Raw genomic sequence first — 18495 nt, 5'->3', positions numbered from 1 at the left:
TGGCAGAGCCTCAGGTCCCGAATCGCACCTTAGCCCCAAATGGAGCTCAGTTCGCGTGCCTTCTCGGTGTCGCAACGGTGATCGAGGTGAGACCAGGAATGTTGCTTCCTCCCTTCACTGGCGCCGGGGCCGCGGACGCACGCCGGACACAAGCCTGTGACCTTCTTCTGACATGATGGAACAACCGGAAGAAAAGGCACATGGCAGACTCAACCCACGAACGGACCAAGAGACTCGGACACCGCGCGGATGCACCTGTGCCGGTCTCGACGTACCGACTCCAACTGACCGCGGACTTCACGTTTGCCGATGCCCAGGCGCGGCTCGACTACTTTGCCGCGCTCGGGGTTACTCACCTCTACCTCTCCCCCATCCTCACCGCGGCTCCCGGATCGACGCACTTTTACGATGTCGTCGACCATTCGCGGGTAGCGGCGGTCCTCGGCGGGGCGGCGGGGCTCCGTCAACTCGCCTGGGCCGCTGGCGAGCGTGGCATCGGCCTCATCGCGGACGTCGTTCCCAACCACATGGCGGTGCCAACGCCCGCCTATCACAACAAGATCCTGTGGTCGGTTCTCGCTCGCGGCGAGGATTCACCCTTCTCCCACTGGTTTGACGTGGACTGGTCCAGCAACGATGGCGTTCTCATGCCCGTGCTCGGCGACCGCATCGGCACCATCCTCGCCCGCGAGGAACTGACTCTCGAACACATGATCGTTCCCGGCTTCGAGGACCAGGGTGAGGTTCCCGTCCTGCGGTACTACGAGCACGTGTTTCCCGTGCGTGAGGGCACCGAAAACCTGCCGATGGCGGACCTCGTGGTCGACCAGCCCTACCGGCTCGCGTACTGGCGCGTCGCCAACGAGGAACTGAACTACCGCCGCTTCTTCGATGTGGGTTCGCTCGTTGCCGTCCAGGTGGAGAACGACGACGTGTTCGAGGCCACCCACCGGGTCATCGTCGACTTGGTCAGCGACGGCACTTTGCAGGGACTTCGTATCGACCACCCGGACGGGCTTGCAGACCCGGCGGGCTACATCGCGCAACTTGCCGACGCGACACACGGAGCGTGGCTGGTCGTCGAGAAGATCCTCGAAGACGACGAGCACCTCCCGACGTCGTGGAAGACCGCGGGCACAACGGGATACGACGCCTCGTGGCGCGTCGGCGCCCTCTTGCGGGACCCATCGGGAGCCGCCCCTCTCGCCGGAACGCTCTATCAACTCACGGGCGACGCCATGGGCTCCCTGCCGGGCCTCATCGATGCCGCGAAGCGCGAAATTGTGCACGGCTCCTTGTCCTCGGAGTCTCGCCGCCTCGCCACCATCGCTCACGACATCTGCCGTTCGGACGTGCGGCTTCGCGACCACACGTGGCAGTCGCTGTACGACTGCCTGAGATCCATGCTCGTGAACTTCGGCCGGTACCGCGCATACATCGTGCCAGGCACCACTCCGACGCCGACGTCGCTCGAAGCGATCGACGCCGCGGCGGCACGCGCAAAGACGAGGCTTGATCCCGAGCGCCACGAGACGCTCGACGTCGTGGTCGACCTGCTCAAGGGAGCCGAGGTTGGCTCGGCCGGCAAGACTTTCGAATCGGCCCGCGCGGAACTCGTGACCAGGTTTCAGCAAGCGTGCGGCGCGGTCATGGCCAAGGGCGTTGAAGACACGGCGTACTACCGCTGGACGCACCTCCTGCCGCTGTGCGAGGTCGGCTCGCCCGCCGGTCGGTTCGCGATGCCCCCTGCGGCGTTCCATGCCTGGGCAAGCGAGCAGCAACTCGCCTACCCGCACGGCATGACGACGCTGACCACCCATGACACCAAGCGATCGGAAGACATTCGTGCCCGCCTCGGCGTACTGAGCGAGGCGCCCGACGCCTGGGACGCTTGGCTCGTCCGGGCCCGAGCCGCTTCAGCCGAATTGCGGCCTAGCGAACTCGACGGACGTACCGAGAATCTCTGGTGGCAGACGATCGTGGGCACTGTCGAGCCAGACGGCAAACCCATGGAGTGGGACCGCCTCGAGGGCTATCTCATCAAGGCGATGCGAGAGGCAAAGTCGCTCACCACGTGGACCGACGTTAACGAAACGTACGAAACGGCGGTGCTGTGGTTCGCCCAGACCACGCACGCTGATCCCGCCATCCAGGCCCTTGTCGGCGAGTGGACGACCCTCACGGAAGAGGGCGTGAGAACCGCGATCCTGTCGCAAAAGCTCATTCAGCTCACCATGCCTGGCATCCCCGACGTCTACCAAGGCACCGAGGAGGTCCGAGCTCTGCTGGTGGACCCAGACAACAGGAGGCCGGTCGACTTCGATCACCTCGCCGAGCAGCTCGCCCGCGTCACGGGGAAGACGAAACTCCGCACCCTGTCTGAAGAGAAGCATCTCGTCGTGGCACGCTCGCTCGTCGCCCGTCGCGACCACCCTGGCGCCTTCATCGGCCCGGACGCGGGTTATGTGCCGCTGCCGTCATCAACCGGGCACGCGGTCGTATTTGCTCGCACCGACGCCGATACGGCCGAGGTCATCACCGTCGCCACACGCAACGGAATGGAACTCCAACGGCTGGGCGGTTGGGGGGAACACACCGTCACGCTTCCCGACGGCGAGTGGGTCGACCTGCTCACCGGCGCCACGACAGATGGCGGGCCCACATCCCTCGCCTTCCTGCTCAAGGCGCTCCCCGTGGCGCTGCTGGAACGCGCCTGATGGCCGCAGAGTCCCCGGTCACCGTATGGGCTCCGGACGCCTCGGCCGTCACCTGCCTGTCCCGCGACGCCGCGGCGAGCACGGGTCCCGCAGGTCGATCGACAATGCTGAAGGGCGCCGGCGGTTGGTGGAAGGGCCCCACACTCGCGCACGGAACCGACTACGCCTTCGAGGTCGACGGAAGCGGCCCCTTTCCCGATCCGCGCAGTCCGTGGCAACCGCACGGTGTCCATGGCTTCTCGCGCACCTTTGACGCGAAAGGCTTCGACTGGACCGATGGTCGCTGGCCGGGGAGCGACGCCCGTGGAGCAGTCACCTACGAGCTCCATATCGGAACATTCACCCCCGAGGGCACCCTTGACGCCATCACGAGGGACCGTTTGCACGACCTGGCGCGTCGCGGCATCGAGATGATCGAGCTGATGCCCGTCGCGGCCTTCCCGGGGAACAGGGGTTGGGGCTACGACGGGGTCGCGCTCTACGCGGTGCACGAGGCCTATGGGGGCCCCGCCGCCCTGCAACGCTTCGTCGACTCGGCACATGGCGAGGGCATCGGCGTGTGCCTCGACGTCGTGTACAACCACTTGGGGCCCGACGGGAATTACCTCGCGCAGTTCGGGCCGTACTTCACAAGCGCCCACGAGACGCCGTGGGGATGGGCCGTCAACCTCGACCAGCCAGGTTCCCGCGGAATGCGCGAGTTTCTGATCGACAACGCCTTGCGCTGGTTCGCGGACTTCCACGTCGATGCACTGCGCCTCGATGCGGTGCACGCTCTTGTCGACGACTCCCCCGTCCACCTCCTCGCGGAGGTTTCGGTGCGTACGGCGGCCCTCGCCGAGCGTCTTGGCCGGCCGCTATCCCTCGTGGCAGAGTCCGACCTCAACGAGCCGGCGACCATCACTCCCGTCGGCGAGCGCACTGCCAGCGGAGCAGCCGGGCTCGGCATGACCGCCCAATGGGCCGATGACGTGCACCACGCTCTCCACACGTACCTCACGGGTGAGCGGCACGGCTACTACGTCGATTTTGGTTCGATTGAAACGCTCGATAAGGCTTACCGCGAGGTCTTCGTGCACGACGGCGGTCTATCGACCTTTCGCGGCAGACTTTGGGGCGCACCCGTTCCCGCCTCGGTCGACAGGCGCCGGTTCGTCGTATGCGCCTCGAATCACGACCAAGTGGGGAACCGCGCATTGGGCGACCGGCCCTCAGCGACGCTCTCGCCCGGCGCGCAGGCGGCGTCGCTCGCTCTCATCCTGCTGAGCCCCTTCACGCCGATGCTCTTCATGGGTGAGGAGTACGGCGAGACTCGGCCGTTCCAGTTTTTCACCGACCACGCCGAGCCCCTCGGTTCGGCCGTGTCGGAAGGTCGGATGAGCGAGTTTGGCGGCCACGGCTGGGAAGACCTGTATGGCGGCGATGTCGTCGTTCCCGATCCTCAAGACCCAGAGACGTTGGCGAATTCACAACTGCGTGCCTTCGGCGACGATCTGCTTCCCGCCCGTGCCGCGATAGAAGCGTGGTGCGAGAGGGTGGTGTCCGCCCGCGCCCTCACGCTCGGCCCAGACGCGTGGCGACGCTACCCCGTTTCCGTTTCTGAGGCTTCGCCAAGGCAACTCACGATGACGGGGCCGGTCACGGTCCACGCGAACCTCTCCGACAAGCCGATGCCCATACGCGGGCCATTGCTGGGTACATTCGGAATCATCGAGGCCGAGGCCGACCACTTCGTGCTCCAGCCCGATGCGGTCGCACTCGTCGACGCCGCGCTCCGCGACGCGCCGCGTGCCGAAACGAAGGAGGACTGATGGGCAAGAAGAATCACGAGTGGCGGGACTCGCCAACGGACACGTTGCGCGTCAACGCGGGCTTCTCGATCGCAGACTTCGACTGCGCTTCCACTCCGGGGTTCACCGGCCACAAGCGCCATTCCTCACAACTGATGGAGGAACGCGGCCGCATACTCTCCGACCTCCAGGAGCGACTCTTCGCGGAGGGCCGCTCCGAGGGGAATCGCTCAGTCCTGCTCGTCATCCAAGGCATGGACACCGCAGGCAAGGGTGGCATCGTGCGCCACGTCGTCGGCCTGGTTGACCCTCAGGGGGTACAACACCACTCGTTTGGCGTCCCCACCGAGGAGGAGAAGTCGCACGACTACTTGTGGCGCATCGACAACGCCCTTCCCACGCCTGGTCACATCGGCGTTTTCGATCGATCACACTACGAGGACGTCCTGGTGGTGCGCGTCCACAACTACGTCGAGCCAGCCGTGTGGGGCAAGCGATACGACGAAATCAATGCGTGGGAGGCAAAGGTGGTCGCCTCGGGAACCCGCATCGTGAAGTGTGCGCTCATGGTTTCGAAGGAGGAGCAGCTCAACCGACTCGAGGAGCGGCTCGATCGGCCCGACAAGTACTGGAAGTACAACCCTCACGACCTCGACGAGCGCAGCTATTGGGACGCCTACATGGAGGCATACCAGGCGGCCTTCGACCGATGTTCGACGGACATCGCTCCGTGGCACGCCATTCCCGCCGACCGCAAGTGGTTCGCGCGGCTCGCGGTGACGGAACTTCTCACTCAAGCTCTCGAGGACATGAACGTCACCTGGCCCGCGGCCGAATTCGATATCCAGACGGAGAAGCAGCGAGTCGCGGCGCTACGCGCAGCGAAGTAGCGATACCGGGCGTCGCGACTGCTCCTACCCCGACTGCGGGGACTCCGACACCATCTCCTTAAGCCTGCGGCTCGCGGCCCGCTTCACGTCGGGTGACGGATGCTTGGCGAACCGCTCGATGTTGTCCGACGGAAGCTGGGGATTGTTGAGCAGCGCGGTGATCACCAGGTGGTGCACTTCCTCCTCGAGGCAAGCGACGAGCGCGAGCGTAGGTGTTGACGGGTTTTGGGCTGCCCACCATCGCACGTCCTCGTCGGCATCCATCACGAGTCGCGCAAGCTCCCCCGCATCGGTATCAACGTCCGACGCACGACGCATCCGATTGACGCCGTCCGTGGCATGGGCGCGGGAATCACCCTCCACCTGCACGATATCGGCGGGCGCCGGTGACACGACCTCGATTGTGCCTGAGCCGTGCGCGGCATGAAGGTCGCCGCCGGTGGGATCGAGCGCCGCGAGGTCGGCTTCGATTCTGCTCTCGGCCCTGCCGATGCCCATGGGACGTGCTCTGCCGTAGATGTTAATCACAAGCCCCGCCTTTCGTGAACGTTTCACGCGGCGCCGCGTCATAACGTAGCGAAGCCCGCACCTTGACTATCGGCTACGGTTCGGGTCCCTGTAGCGGGTTGGCGTACGCCACGCCGAAAATGGGGTGTCAGATATCCCACTCTGTTTCCGACGGGGACCCCACGCAAACGCGTCAGGAGCGCTCGCTCATCGCTGCAAGACGCGACAACGCGCGGAAGTACTTCTTGCGGTAGCCGCCCGCAAGCATGTCCTGCGGGAAGATCTCGCCGAGCGACGACCCCGCAGCTACGACCCTGACATCCGCGTCATAGAGTCGGTCAACCAGGCTCACGACACGCAGCGCCTGAGACTGGTCGGCGACTGCACCGACGTCGGTCAGTCCCAACCATCGGACTCCCTCGACGTAGGAACCCAGCCTGCTTGGATGGACGTTGGCCAAGTCGGCTACCAAGTCGGGCCAGGACTCGAGCACCCCACCCCATCGGGAGACCACATCCCGAGCCTCCCCCTCCGTCGACATCTCGAAAGAGAGCTCACCGCGATGTCGATAGTCGGGTCCGTCAATCGAGACAACCTCAAATACCTTCGAAACCGACTGAATCTCACGCGCAAAGTCGGCGGCCGCGAAGCGCCCCTGGCCAAGCGACTCGGGCAGGGTATTTGATGTCGCGACGAGCGCGACCCCCGCCTCGGCAAGTTCACGCATGAGCCGCGCCATCATGACCGTGTCGCCTGGATCATCGAGCTCGAATTCGTCGATGCACACCACGCGAAACTTGCTCAACGAGGCGCGCGCTTGCGCGAAGCCGAGAGCCCCGACCAGGTGCGTGTATTCGACGAAGGTTCCGAAGGCAGATTCGGGCCCTACGGACTCGGCGATCGCCGCGAGCAAGTGGGTCTTGCCCACCCCAAAGCCACCGTCCAGATACAGCCCTCGCCCGGCCGAACGGCGACGTCTACCGACGGCCCCCGCGGCAAATGCTCGCGCCTTGTCTCGCGCGAGCGCCTGCGAGGGAAACGCCGCATCGGGTCGATACGTGTCGAACGTTGCGTCGAAAAAGTGCGGGGGGATGGTCAATTGCCCGACCAAGTCCTTGGCCTCGACAACCGGTCGGCGTCCCACGAGCATCACGTTGTCCCACACTAGTGCGGACCGCCACGGCCCCTTCACAACAATCGCGCGAAAGCGCTCCTAGGCCTCCACCTCGGTGCGGTCCCCCGACCACAGCGTGTGGAACGTGCCTTCACGATCGACGCGCTTGTAGGTGTGCGCCCCGAAGAAGTCACGCTGCCCCTGGATCAGGGCGGCGGGCAGGCGCTCGGAACGCAACGAGTCGTAGTACGCAAGGGACGAGGAGAAGGCGGGTGCCGGAATCCCTGCGAGCGCTGCTTGAGACACGACGCGCCTCCAACCTGACAGCCCATCGGCAACGATATCGGTGAAGTACGGGTCGACGAGGAGGCTCGGCAACTCGGGGTTGCGCTCGTATGCCTCGGTGATCCGGTTGAGGAAGCGAGCCCTGATGATGCAACCGCCTCTCCAGATGCGCGCCATGGCACCCCGATCAATGTGCCAACCGTATTGCTCGGAAGCGGCCTGAATCTGGTCAAATCCTTGCGCGTACGCCACCACCTTGGACGCGTAGAGCGCGACCCGCACGTCTTCGATAAACCCCTCGCGGTTGCCGATATGGAAGTCGCCCGCCGCGCTAGCGAGCACGTCACGGCCCGCTTCACGCTGAGCGGTCTGCGAAGAAATGGCCCGCGCAAAGGTCGCCTCGGCAATACCCGTGACGGGAACACCAAGGTCGAGGGCACTCTGTACGGTCCAGCGGCCGGTGCCCTTTTGGCCTGCCTCATCGAGGATGACGTCGACGAGCGGTTTTCCCGTCTTGGCATCGGTCTGCTTGAGAACCTCGGCCGTGATCTCGATCAGGTAGCTCTCGAGGTCGCCCTTGTTCCACTCGGCGAGAATGTCGCCAATTTCCTTGGGCGACAGGTGCAGCCCGGCCCGGAGCAGCGCGTACGCCTCGCCGATGAGTTGCATGTCGGCATACTCGATGCCGTTGTGGACCATCTTCACGAAGTGTCCCGCGCCATCGGGGCCGACGTGGGTGCAGCACGGCACGCCGTCGACGTGAGCCGAAATCTTCTCGAGCATCGGACCGAGTGCCGCGTACGACTCGGCCGGACCGCCAGGCATGATCGAGGGACCGAGGAGTGCTCCCTCTTCGCCTCCCGAGACACCGGTGCCGACGAAGTGGATCCCCTTGTCGCGCAACGCGGCTTCGCGTCGCCTGGTGTCGGGGAAGTGCGCGTTTCCCGCGTCGACGATGATGTCGCCTTGGTCAACGAGCGGAACGAGCGCGTCGATCACCGCATCGGTCGCGTCGCCAGCCTGGACCATGATGATGATCTTGCGCGGCCTTTCGAGCGCCGCGACAAAGTCCTCGAGGCTCGCACAGCCGACGAACGTGCCTTCGGAGCCGTGCTCGTCAATGAGCGACTCCATCTTGGACGCGCTTCGGTTATGGACCGCGACCGAGAACCCATTCCTGGCGAAATTTCTGGCCAGGTTGCGTCCCATCACAGACAGTCCGGTTACACCTATCTGGGCAAGCGTCATGTCACTTCCTTGTCATGAGGGGTCTCCCAGTAGCCTAGAGGGTGCGCGCGCCGAACGTGTCAAGGGCGACGCGTGGCGAATCAACCCGGAAGGCTCGGGGGCCAATAGGGTCAAAGGTATGAATGCACCGGCCATCCCGGCCGCGTTCCGCGAGGCGCTCATTTCGCTGCAGCGGGCGCAGACGCGACGTGACGTGCGCTTGGTCGAGACCCCGGCGCCCTCGCGGATCGCTCCATACGCCGTGGCCGTCAACGGCACGGTGCTCCCTGAGCATCTGGAGACGACGGGCCGATTTGTCGTCCTGCACGATCCCGCTGGCCAGGACGCGTGGGAGGGGACGTTTCGCGTGATCGCGCTCGTTCAAGCCCCGGCCGAGGCCGAGGTCGGCAGGGACGACATGTGGGCCGATGCGGCATGGTCTTGGTTAGATGAGGCGCTCACGGGGGTTGAGTACGGGCAACTCGGCGGCACCGTCACCAAGGTGGTGTCGCGGTCGTTCGGGCAGTTGGCCGAGAAGCAAGACACCGTGACCGTGGAAATGCGCGTCTCCTGGACACCCACGGACGCGAATCTGGAACCCCACGTTGTCGCGTGGACCGAATTGCTTGCGATGTGCGCCGGTGTTCCCCCCGCACCCGAGGGCATCACCGTCTTGCCTGGAGGGCATGCATGAGTCAACCCGACCCCGAGCCCGCGAACCCATCGAACGCCCCGCTGTTCATGCCACCCCGGTTCTCCGCGCACGATGCCACTGCTGCACCTGCGGCACCTGCGGCGCCGATGCCCATAGTCGCGCGCGAGGCCAGTGAGGGACCCTCCCCCGTCGTCGCGGACGATGCCGGCGACGGAACCGCGCCGATCCTGCTGACGGAGCCCGCGGGCGGCGTGCCACCCGTGACCAGCACTCCCGCCGAATTGGCGGTCGTCGTGGCGTCTTTCGCAGGGGGAACGGGGCCCATCGCCGCGGACGCCGAGCGCGCCTCGGGCTTCCGCTACGGTCAAGCGACGTATCTCGTGCAGTTCAAGCGAGAAGGCGCCGGAATCGCTCTCATCGACGCGCACGCCCTTCCCGACCTGAGCTCCTTCAACGCAGCGACGGACGGCGCGGAGTACATCTTTCACGCCGCGAGCCAGGACCTCCCGGGGATGCATGACCTCCAGATTCGTCCGGCCGCCGTCTTTGACACGGAACTAGCGTCGCGTCTTCTCGGTTGGCCCAAGGTGGGCCTTGCCGCAGTCATCGAGAGGGAACTCAGCTTCACTCTCGCCAAGGAACACTCCGCCCAGGACTGGTCTGTGCGGCCCCTCCCAGACTCCTGGCTCGCATACGCCGCGCTCGACGTCGAAGTGCTGATCGAATTACGCGAGGGGATCGGCCGTCACCTCGCCGATGCCGGAAAGCTCGAGTGGGCTCGCCAGGAATTTGAGGCGGTCCGCCTCTCGCCCCCTCCCGAACCGCGGGTCGAACCGTGGCGCCGCACCGCGGGAACCCACACTGTGCGCGACACTCGTGGCCTCGCAATCGTCCGCTCGCTCTGGGAAGAGCGTGACGCTGAGGCTCAGCACCGCGACATCACGCCCGGCAGGGTGCTCAGGGACGCCGCCATCGTTGCGGCGGCACGCGTCAAGCCCTCATCCCTTGACGCCCTCCTCCAGATTCCCGAATGGCAGACGCGCGGAACGAAGCGGGCCGCCGCCCGGTGGTGGCCGGCCATCGAGGCCGCGCTGGCCCTCAAGGAGACCGAGCTGCCGGCAAAGCGTGCGGCGCATGGAGATGGCCCCCCACAGCCGCGCATGTGGGCCGACAAGCGACCCGAGGCTGCCGTCCGCCACACCGCCGCGCGGGAGGTCATTGCGAGCCTCTGCGACACACACGACCTTCCGGCAGAGAACCTCTTGCAGCCCGATGCGCTGAGGCGCCTGTGCTGGGAATACGAGGAAGGCGGCGAACAATTCGTCCGTTCCTTCCTAGCGTCACGGTCGGCGCGTCAGTGGCAAATCGACCTCGTGGCAGCACGTCTCGCCACCGCTTTCGGCACCTTGCCGCCTGTCGTTGAAGAGTCCACGGAGTAACACCTCAGTTCCCGGGCGCCACGAACGCTTCGGTGTCGTGGCCCTGCGAAACCCGCCGGTAGCAGATCAGCCGAGTCGCGCGATGACGGCATCGGCGACGGCGGTGGAGTCGAGGCCGATCTGCTCCAGAATCTGTACGCGGCTGGCGTGAGGGAGAAACTCGCGCGGCACACCATGATGCGACCACGACACTGTCCGGCCCGCGAGGCGCGCAAACTCGGCCCATTCCTCACCAACGCCGGCGTCGGTCAGCCCATCCTCGACCGTCACCACGAGTTCCGCCTCACCCACCACCTCAAGGAGGCCCTCGGGCACGGGATGCACCCACGTAGCGGTCGCGGCCAGAACCGACTCACCCTCGGCGGCAAGTTTGGCTGCGACCTCGATCGCGGTTGCCGCCATCGAGCCGATGCCGAATACGACCACGCGCGCCTTCTCGCCATACGTTGCCAGGACGTCAATGTCGTCCACGGAGCGCAGCGCCGGCAGAGGCTCGCCGAGGCTGCTCTTCGGATATCGCACCACGGTGGGCGCGTCGTCAACGTCAAGTGCCTGCCGGAACGCGGCTCGCAGGCTGGGTTCGTCGCGGGGCGCGGCAAGACGCAACCCAGGGACGTGACGCAACAGGGCCATGTCCCACATGCCGTTGTGGCTTGCACCGTCGTCGCCCGTGATTCCCGCGCGGTCCAACATGAACGTGACGCCCGCCTTGTGGAGCGCAACGTCCATGAGCAGCTGATCGAAGGCCCTGTTGAGGAACGTCGCGTAGACGGCCACCACGGGGTGCATTCCGGCAAACGCCAGGCCCGCCGCCGCCGTCACCGCGTGCTGCTCGGCTATTCCGACGTCGATGACGCGATCGGGGAAGGCATCGGCGAACGGTTGCAAGCCAACTGGCGCGAGCATCGCTGCCGTGATGCCGACGATGTCGTCGCGGCGCGAGCCTGCGGCGAGGATCTCGTCGGCGAACACGGACGTCCATCCAAAACGGGATGGCTCGATCGGCAATCCGGTCTCGGGGTGGATCTTTCCCACCGCGTGAAAACGGTCGGCCGGATCCTGTTCGGCGGGCTCGTAGCCTCGGCCCTTGTCCGTGAGCACGTGGACGATCACGGGCGCACCAAAGGCCTTCGCGTGAGTAAGGGCCGCCTCCACTTGCGCAAGGTCGTGACCGTCGACGGGCCCGAGGTACTTGAGGCCCAAGTCCTCGAACATGCCCTGAGGACCGATGAGACCCTTGAGTGCCCTCTTGCCGTGCATCACCGTCTGGTATGTGAAGTCGCGAAGGGGGCCCCGGCCGGAGAACGTGCGCTTTCCCCAACTAAGGAAGTTCTCGTAGGCGCTCGACGTCCGAATCCCGTCGAGCCTGCGCGCGAGGCCACCGATCGTCGGCGCGTAGGAGCGGCCGTTGTCGTTGACGATGATGACGACCCTGTCGGTACAGTCCGCCAACTGGTTGAGCGCTTCCCACGCCATTCCGCCGGTGAGTGCACCGTCGCCAATGATCGCCACGGTCGTGCGGTCGGTCTCCCCACGCAAGGTATGGCCCCTCGCGATCCCGGCGGCCCACGACAGGGCGGTGGACGCGTGAGAGTTTTCGACGATGTCGTGCTCGCTCTCCGCCCGCGACGGATAGCCAGACACTCCCCCGCGTTTGCGCAGGCTCGAGAAGTCGCGCCGTCCCGTCAGCAACTTGTGCACGTAGCTCTGATGCCCGGTGTCGAACACGATGCTGTCGTGGGGCGAATCGAAAACGCGGTGCAGCGCCAAGGTGAGTTCCACCACGCCAAGGTTCGGTCCCAAGTGCCCGCCGGTGCGCGATACGGAATCAACCAAATAGTCGCGAATCTCCTCGGCAAGTTCGCGCAGTTCGGTGTGCGAGAGCGCCCGCAGGTCTTGCGGTGACTCGATGCGCTCCAGCACGCTCGCTCCTGACGGTCGCTGTGATCCCACTGTACGTCCTGCAACGCTTGGGGCCTGCGAACCCCCTCCACGGTCGGCCTAGGAGGCTACCAGCGAGCGGAGCACGTACTGCAAGATGCCGCCGTTCCTGTAGTAGTCCGCCTCGCCTGGGGTGTCGATGCGGACCGCCGCCTCAAAGTCGATGGTCGAGCCGTCCGTCTTGGTCGCCCTCACCACGAGCGACTTGGGGTGCTCCCCCGCGCTGAACGCACTCACGCCCTCGATCCCGAAGGTCTCCGTGCCGTCCAGGCCCAGGCTCGCAGCCGTGTGGCCTACGGGGAACTGCAACGGGATGACGCCCATCCCAATGAGGTTGGAACGGTGAATACGCTCAAAGCTCTCCGCGATGACGGCGCGCACGCCGAGCAGGCTGGTACCCTTTGCGGCCCAGTCGCGCGAGGAGCCAGATCCGTACTCCTTGCCGGCCAGAATGACGAGCGGAACGCCGGCTGCTTGGTACGCGACCGACGCGTCGTAGATCGTCGTCTGCTCCCCGGTCAGGAAGTTGCGGGTAAGTCCGCCCTCGACCACGTTGCCGTCGGCATCGGCAAGCAACAGGTTCTTGAGACGAATGTTCGCGAACGTGCCACGAATCATCACCTCATGGTTGCCGCGCCTGCTGCCGTAGGAGTTGAAGTCCTTGCGATCGATCCCGTGCTCGGCAAGGTACGTGCCGGCAGGGCTGTCCGCCTTGATTGAGCCTGCTGGCGAGATGTGATCGGTCGTGACCGAGTCGCCGAGAAGTGCGAGCACGCGGGCACCAGCGATGTCCTCTACCGGCACCGGCGCCATCGTCATGCCCTCGAAGTACGGGGGCTTGCGCACGTACGTGGAGGTGTCATCCCACTCGAAGGTCTTGCCCGCAGGCGTGGGAAGCCCCTGCCAACGCGCATCTCCTGCGAAGACGTCGGCGTAGTCCTTCTCGAACATCTCCTGCGTAATCGAAGACGACACGACGGACTCGACCTCAACGGGGCTGGGCCAGATGTCGCGAAGGAACACCTCGTTGCCATCGTGGTCGAGCCCTAAGGACTCGTGCTCGAAGTCGAAGTCCATGGTTCCCGTGAGCGCGTACGCGATGACGAGGGGAGGCGAGGCCAAGTAGTTCATCTTGACGTCGGGGTTGATGCGACCCTCAAAGTTGCGGTTGCCGCTCAGGACGGAGACGACCGTCAGGTCGTGCTCGTTGACGGCGGCGCTCACCGGCTCGGGCAGTGGGCCCGAGTTGCCGATGCACGTGGTGCAGCCGTAGCCGACGAGGTGGAATCCGAGCGCCTCAAGATCGGGCCACAGTCCGGCCTTTTCGTAGTAGTCGGTAACCACCTGCGAGCCCGGCGCCATCGACGTCTTGACCCACGGCTTGACCTTCAGGCCCTTGGCGTTGGCGTTGCGTGCGAGAAGTGCGGCGGCGAGCATCACCGACGGGTTGGATGTGTTGGTGCAGGACGTGATGGACGCGATGACCACGTCGCCGTCCTTCAGGGGCACCTCTTTGCCCTCGCCGTCGACGTAGGTGGTTTCCTTCGCGTCGCCGTGGCGCACCTGGGAGACCGCCTTGTCGAAGGACGACTTCGACTCGGTGAGCGCGACGCGGTCCTGGGGACGCTTGGGTCCCGCGATGGATGGAACGACCGTCGACAGGTCGAGCGTGAGGTATTCGGAATACGCAGGCTCGACGTAGTCGGGCGATTCAGGGTCGTGCCAGAGCCCCTGTGCCTTGGCATAGGCCTCGACGAGCGCCACCTGCTCGGTGGAACGGCCCGTGAGACGCAGATAATCGATCGTGATGTCGTCGATCGGGAAGATCGCGGCGGTCGAGCCGAATTCGGGGCTCATGTTGCCGATGGTCGCGCGGTTGGCGAGCGGCACGCGGCCGACGCCCTCTCCGTAGAATTCGACGAACTTGCCGACCACCCCGTGCCCCCGGAGCATTTCGGTGATGGTGAGCACAACGTCGGTTGCGGTCGCTCCCGCGGGGATCGCTCCCGTGAGCTTGAAGCCGACAACCTTGGGGATGAGCATCGATACGGGCTGGCCAAGCATGGCCGCCTCGGCCTCGATGCCGCCGACGCCCCAGCCGAGAACGCCGAGGCCGTTGATCATCGTGGTGTGCGAGTCCGTGCCCACGCACGAGTCGGGGTACGCCTGCACGGTTTTCAATCCATCCGCGCCGTCCACCTCGTGAGTCATCACGGCACGGGCCAGGTATTCGAGGTTTACCTGGTGCACGATGCCGGTGCCGGGCGGCACCACCTTGAAGTTGTCGAACGCCGTCTGGCCCCAACGGAGGAACTGGTAACGCTCGCGGTTGCGCTGGTACTCAAGGTCTGTGTTGATCTCAAGAGCGTCCTTGCGCCCAAAGATGTCGATCACCACGGAGTGGTCGATCACCATCTCGGCTGGCGCCAGCGGGTTGATGACGGAGGGGTCTCCCCCGAGCTCGGCGACGGCCTCTCGCATCGTGGCGAGGTCGACGATGCACGGCACTCCCGTGAAGTCCTGCATCACCACACGTGCGGGAGTGAATTGGATCTCGGTGTCGGGCTCAGCCTTGGGGTCCCAGGCGGCGAGTGCCTTGACGTGGTCCGCGGTGATGTTCGCGCCATCTTCCGTGCGCAACAGCGCCTCGGCAAGAATCTTGAGCGAGTACGGAAGCTTATCGAGACCTGGCACTGCGTCCAGTCGGAAGATTTCGTAGGACGCGGCTCCCACCGTGAGGGTGGACTTGGAACCCAGGCTGTTGACGCTCAATTGCACTCCTTGAATCGGGACACCTCATTCTAGCGAGGCGATCATGTCCGGCAGATGACGCCTAGCGAATGAACGTGGCGATCGTTTCGATGTGGTGGGTCATGGGGAACAGGTCCCACGCGTCGGCGCTCTCGAGCTTGTAGCCGTGCTCCGCCAGGAGCGCCGCGTCGCGCGCTAGCGCCACGGGGTCGCACGCGACGTAGACGATGCGACCAGGCTCAAGCTTGGCGATCGCTGCGACCGTCGCGGCCTTGGCTCCCGAGCGGGGCGGATCGAGAACTATCGCGCCGTCGTGGAACAAGACGCCGTCCTTCGCCATGAGCTCAAGCGTCCGCCGTGCATCGCCCGAAATCTCCATGCTGGTCTCATACGGCGCGAGGTTGACGGAAAGCGACGACCGCCCCTTGCCCGAGTGCAGTTCCACCGCGGTGACCATGCGGCCCTGGGACGCCATCGCCACAGAAAGCAGCCCTGCGCCCGCATACAGGTCAAGGACCCTCTCCGCATCGCCGATGCGGTCGACGACGGCCTGGGCGAGCACGGAGGGCGCCTTGCGGTGCGCCTGCCAAAAGTCGGCCGACCTCACCCGAAACTCAAGTTCCGTTCCTGACACGGCGACGCGCTCAATGACAGCGGAGCGATCGCCTGCGTCGGCCCAGGCCACGTGCGCACGCCCGTCGGCGCTGACGGCGACCTCGATGCGCGTGCCTGGCGTTGCCCGTGCCGCGAGCAGTGCCTCCTCTGCGGCGGGAACGGCGAGCGGCATCGCCGAGATGCGCTTGCGATCCTTGGTACCGAACACGGTCATGGCGGCGCGACCCTCGGGGTCCGCGACCGCCGAGACTCGCGTCCGGTAACCGAGCCCACCGCGCTCGTCATCGCCTGGTGCCGCACTGACCTGTCCGTCGAATGACACCTTCGCAAAGCGATCGAAGGCCTCCTTGACGACGGCGAGCTTCCACTCGCGTTGGGCCGGGAGCGCGACGTGACCGAGCTCGCCACCTCCGACTCCCCCTGGGCCCGCCTCGGGCCACGGGCTCTCCACGCGGTCATCGGACGCCTCGAGCACCTTGACCGCGTCCGCAGTCCAGAATCGTGCGATGGGCTCCCCGGAGGTGACTCTTGCTTCGACTAGCTCCCCCGGAAGGGCGTGGCGCACGAAGACGGCCCGACCCTCGTGGCGCGCGATGCAATGCCCACCGTGGGCGGGCGCTCCCACCCGAACAGTAATCACGTCATCGCCGCTCATGAGATCTGGCTTTCGGCGTCGACAACCGCGTCGACGGGGCCCTCGCGGCGAGCGGATTCGAGCATCCACGGCACCGCGCTCACCACCACGTTGGGGACGTTGAGCAACTGGGCGCGCAAGCGCGCCGTGTTCCGATTGTGAAGCAACTGCTCCCACCATCTGCCGACGATGTACTCCGGCACGTAGACAAACACTGCCTCACGGGGCGACGCCCTGTGCAGGCTCTTGACGTAGTCGAGCACTGGACTCACCAAATCTCGGTATGGCGAGTCGAGCACCACCAGCGGCGCTCCCAGGTTCATTTGCGCCCAACGCTTCTGAAGCGCGAGCGACGCGCCACGATCGACCTTCACCGTTACGGCCTTGAGCGTCGTGTGCCGCGCAGCCTTCGCATACGCGAGGGCGTGCAACGCCGGACGGTGCATCTGGGCCACGAGAACAATACCGTGTGTGGCCGAGGGCAGAGTAGGCGCCTTCGCCTCCTTGTCCAGCGCGATGTCGATGCGTACCGCGGCGTAATGCCTGCGGATGGCGTGCATGAGCACCACCACGAGCACGATGAGCACGACGGCGATCCACGCGCCATTGGCAAAGTTGAACACCGCAGTGATGAGCAAGACCGCTCCCGCGGCAATCAGCGCGATGACGTGGAGGATTCTCCTGCCAAGGAGTTCTCGGCGCTCCCTTGGGGCCGTGGCGAGTTGGCGACGCGCGCCGGTCCACTCGATCATGGCGCGCTGGCTCAACACGATCGCGGTGAAGACTCCCACGATATACATGTGCACGAGTCTCTCGACGCTCGCCCCCGATGCGATCACGATGACTACCGCCAATACGGCAACTATCAGCACGGATCCGCGCTGCACGAGCCTGTCGTTCCTCATCGCCATTTGGCGAGGCAGCACCCCGTCCGACGCCAGGAAGCCCGTGAGGCGTGAGAATCGACGGAACACCGAGTTGGCGGCCGCGTACAGAATCGCGACTGCGAAGACGCCCACGATCCACGTCAGGACGCCATTACCAAACACACGAGCGGCGACCTGTAGGAACGTTGGCCCGTCCTCCCAGCCCGAGAGCCGGTACGCCCACGCAAGCCACGCCACGCCGTAGAAGGCGCCCGCACCGGCAAGCACCGCAATGAGCAGCGTTCGCGACGCCCTTCGGCCGCGGGGTTCCGCGTGGTAGGGCCCGGAGGAGGCGAGATGCTCGATGCCTGTCGCCATGACGGCGCCCGACGCCACGGCGCCCGCGAAGGCCACGAGGATCGACCATACGTGGGGAGAACCCGTGTCGAGAGGGGCGGTTGGCGATCCGTCGTGCCGAGCCCATCCGACAACAAACAGGATGACGAGGATCAGCACGAACCCATGCCACACGGCAAGGAGAACTCGGCCCCTGTCCCTGATTCCCCTCAGGTTCACCAAGGTCATGAGGCCGAGGGCGACGACGGCGATCGCCGGTGCCCAGGCTTCCCACGAGGGCAACAAGTAGATGACCGCCTCGGCGATCGCCGCGACGGAGATGGCAACGGTGAACAGCTGATCAATGAGAAGCGAGGCGCCGGTGATCATGCCGAATCGTTGGCCGAGCCGATCCCGCACCACGCCGTAATCGCCGCGTTCGTGCGGAAAAGCGCGCACTTGAGAGCTATAGGCGAGCCCCAGCAGCATCAGGATGATGACGGTGCCGCCCGCCATGAAGGGAATCCACGACTGCTGCATTCCCGACCGCAGCGCGTCGATCAGCGCATCTGGACCATACGCAACCGCCGAGAGAATGCCCGCTCCGAACACGGGCAGGGCCAGCCTGGTGCGCATCGTTTGCGGCTTTGCAACGTCGGTCGCGACGGGTGCCCCAAGGACAACCCGCTTGATCCGTTCCGTGAATCGCTGCACGTCGCACCATCCTA

Annotated in this window: 12 protein-coding genes; 5 read left to right on the top strand and 7 right to left on the bottom strand. The window is 65.5% G+C overall.

Annotation, left to right across the window (positions count from 1 at the left end; all coding sequences use genetic code 11):
- The first annotated feature begins 200 nt into the window (after positions 1 to 200).
- The 3 genes from treY to BKA03_RS06945 are packed head-to-tail and all read left to right on the top strand — an operon-like array spanning position 201 to position 5397.
- Complete coding sequence (gene treY, locus BKA03_RS06955) at positions 201 to 2717, top strand: malto-oligosyltrehalose synthase (protein WP_062075079.1); 2517 nt, start codon at positions 201 to 203, stop codon at positions 2715 to 2717.
- Positions 2717 to 4528, top strand: coding sequence for a malto-oligosyltrehalose trehalohydrolase (treZ, locus tag BKA03_RS06950; protein WP_062075078.1), 1812 nt, complete (start codon positions 2717 to 2719; stop codon positions 4526 to 4528). The genes treY and treZ overlap by 1 nt, the downstream gene beginning before the upstream one ends.
- A complete protein-coding gene (locus BKA03_RS06945; protein ID WP_062075077.1) occupies positions 4528 to 5397 on the top strand; it encodes a polyphosphate kinase 2 family protein in 870 nt (289 codons plus the stop codon). Before treZ ends, BKA03_RS06945 begins: the two co-directional genes overlap by 1 nt.
- A gap of 24 nt (positions 5398 to 5421) precedes the next feature.
- Here the strand turns inward: BKA03_RS06945 and BKA03_RS06940 are convergent, their stop codons facing one another.
- The 3 genes from BKA03_RS06940 to gnd all read right to left on the bottom strand — a co-directional run bounded on the left by BKA03_RS06940 (position 5422) and on the right by gnd (position 8551).
- Positions 5422 to 5925 (bottom strand): hypothetical protein, encoded by a 504-nt coding sequence (locus tag BKA03_RS06940; protein WP_152649535.1) that lies wholly within the window; start codon positions 5923 to 5925, stop codon positions 5422 to 5424.
- 172 nt (positions 5926 to 6097) lie between these two features.
- Complete coding sequence (zapE, locus tag BKA03_RS06935) at positions 6098 to 7054, bottom strand: cell division protein ZapE (RefSeq protein ID WP_062075113.1); 957 nt, start codon at positions 7052 to 7054, stop codon at positions 6098 to 6100.
- 63 nt (positions 7055 to 7117) lie between these two features.
- Entirely contained in the window at positions 7118 to 8551 is a 1434-nt protein-coding gene (gene gnd, locus BKA03_RS06930) for an NADP-dependent phosphogluconate dehydrogenase (RefSeq protein ID WP_062075075.1), read from the bottom strand.
- A 118-nt stretch (positions 8552 to 8669) separates the two neighbouring features.
- Here gnd and BKA03_RS06925 point away from each other — a divergent pair, with 118 nt between their 5' ends.
- Together BKA03_RS06925 and BKA03_RS06920 are read left to right on the top strand one after the other, a co-directional pair.
- On the top strand, positions 8670 to 9224 hold the full coding sequence (locus BKA03_RS06925) for a DUF3000 domain-containing protein (protein ID WP_062075074.1): 555 nt from the start codon (positions 8670 to 8672) through the stop codon (positions 9222 to 9224).
- On the top strand, positions 9221 to 10624 hold the full coding sequence (locus BKA03_RS06920) for an HRDC domain-containing protein (RefSeq protein WP_238579414.1): 1404 nt from the start codon (positions 9221 to 9223) through the stop codon (positions 10622 to 10624). The genes BKA03_RS06925 and BKA03_RS06920 overlap by 4 nt, the downstream gene beginning before the upstream one ends.
- Positions 10625 to 10690: 66 nt before the next feature.
- Here BKA03_RS06920 and dxs read toward each other — a convergent pair whose 3' ends face one another.
- The 4 genes from dxs to BKA03_RS06900 form a co-directional block, all read right to left on the bottom strand.
- The gene (gene dxs / locus BKA03_RS06915; protein WP_238579413.1) at positions 10691 to 12547 is read right to left on the bottom strand and encodes a 1-deoxy-D-xylulose-5-phosphate synthase; all 1857 of its coding nucleotides are present in this window, start codon (positions 12545 to 12547) and stop codon (positions 10691 to 10693) included.
- Positions 12548 to 12625: 78 nt separating this feature from the next.
- Complete coding sequence (gene acnA / locus BKA03_RS06910; RefSeq protein ID WP_152649534.1) at positions 12626 to 15343, bottom strand: aconitate hydratase AcnA; 2718 nt, start codon at positions 15341 to 15343, stop codon at positions 12626 to 12628.
- Positions 15344 to 15398: 55 nt separating this feature from the next.
- Positions 15399 to 16586 carry a class I SAM-dependent RNA methyltransferase gene (locus BKA03_RS06905; protein WP_062075072.1) on the bottom strand — a complete coding sequence of 396 codons (1188 nt, stop codon included), beginning with the start codon at positions 16584 to 16586 and terminating at the stop codon, positions 15399 to 15401.
- Positions 16583 to 18481, bottom strand: coding sequence for an APC family permease (locus BKA03_RS06900; RefSeq protein WP_062075071.1), 1899 nt, complete (start codon positions 18479 to 18481; stop codon positions 16583 to 16585). Before BKA03_RS06900 ends, BKA03_RS06905 begins: the two co-directional genes overlap by 4 nt.
- Between the last annotated feature and the right edge of the window lie 14 nt (positions 18482 to 18495).

The organism is Demequina lutea (assembly GCF_013409005.1).
GTDB lineage: Bacteria > Actinomycetota > Actinomycetes > Actinomycetales > Demequinaceae > Demequina > Demequina lutea.
The sequence above is the reverse complement of the archived record's forward strand: the minus strand, read 5'-3'. Positions and strand labels throughout refer to the sequence as shown.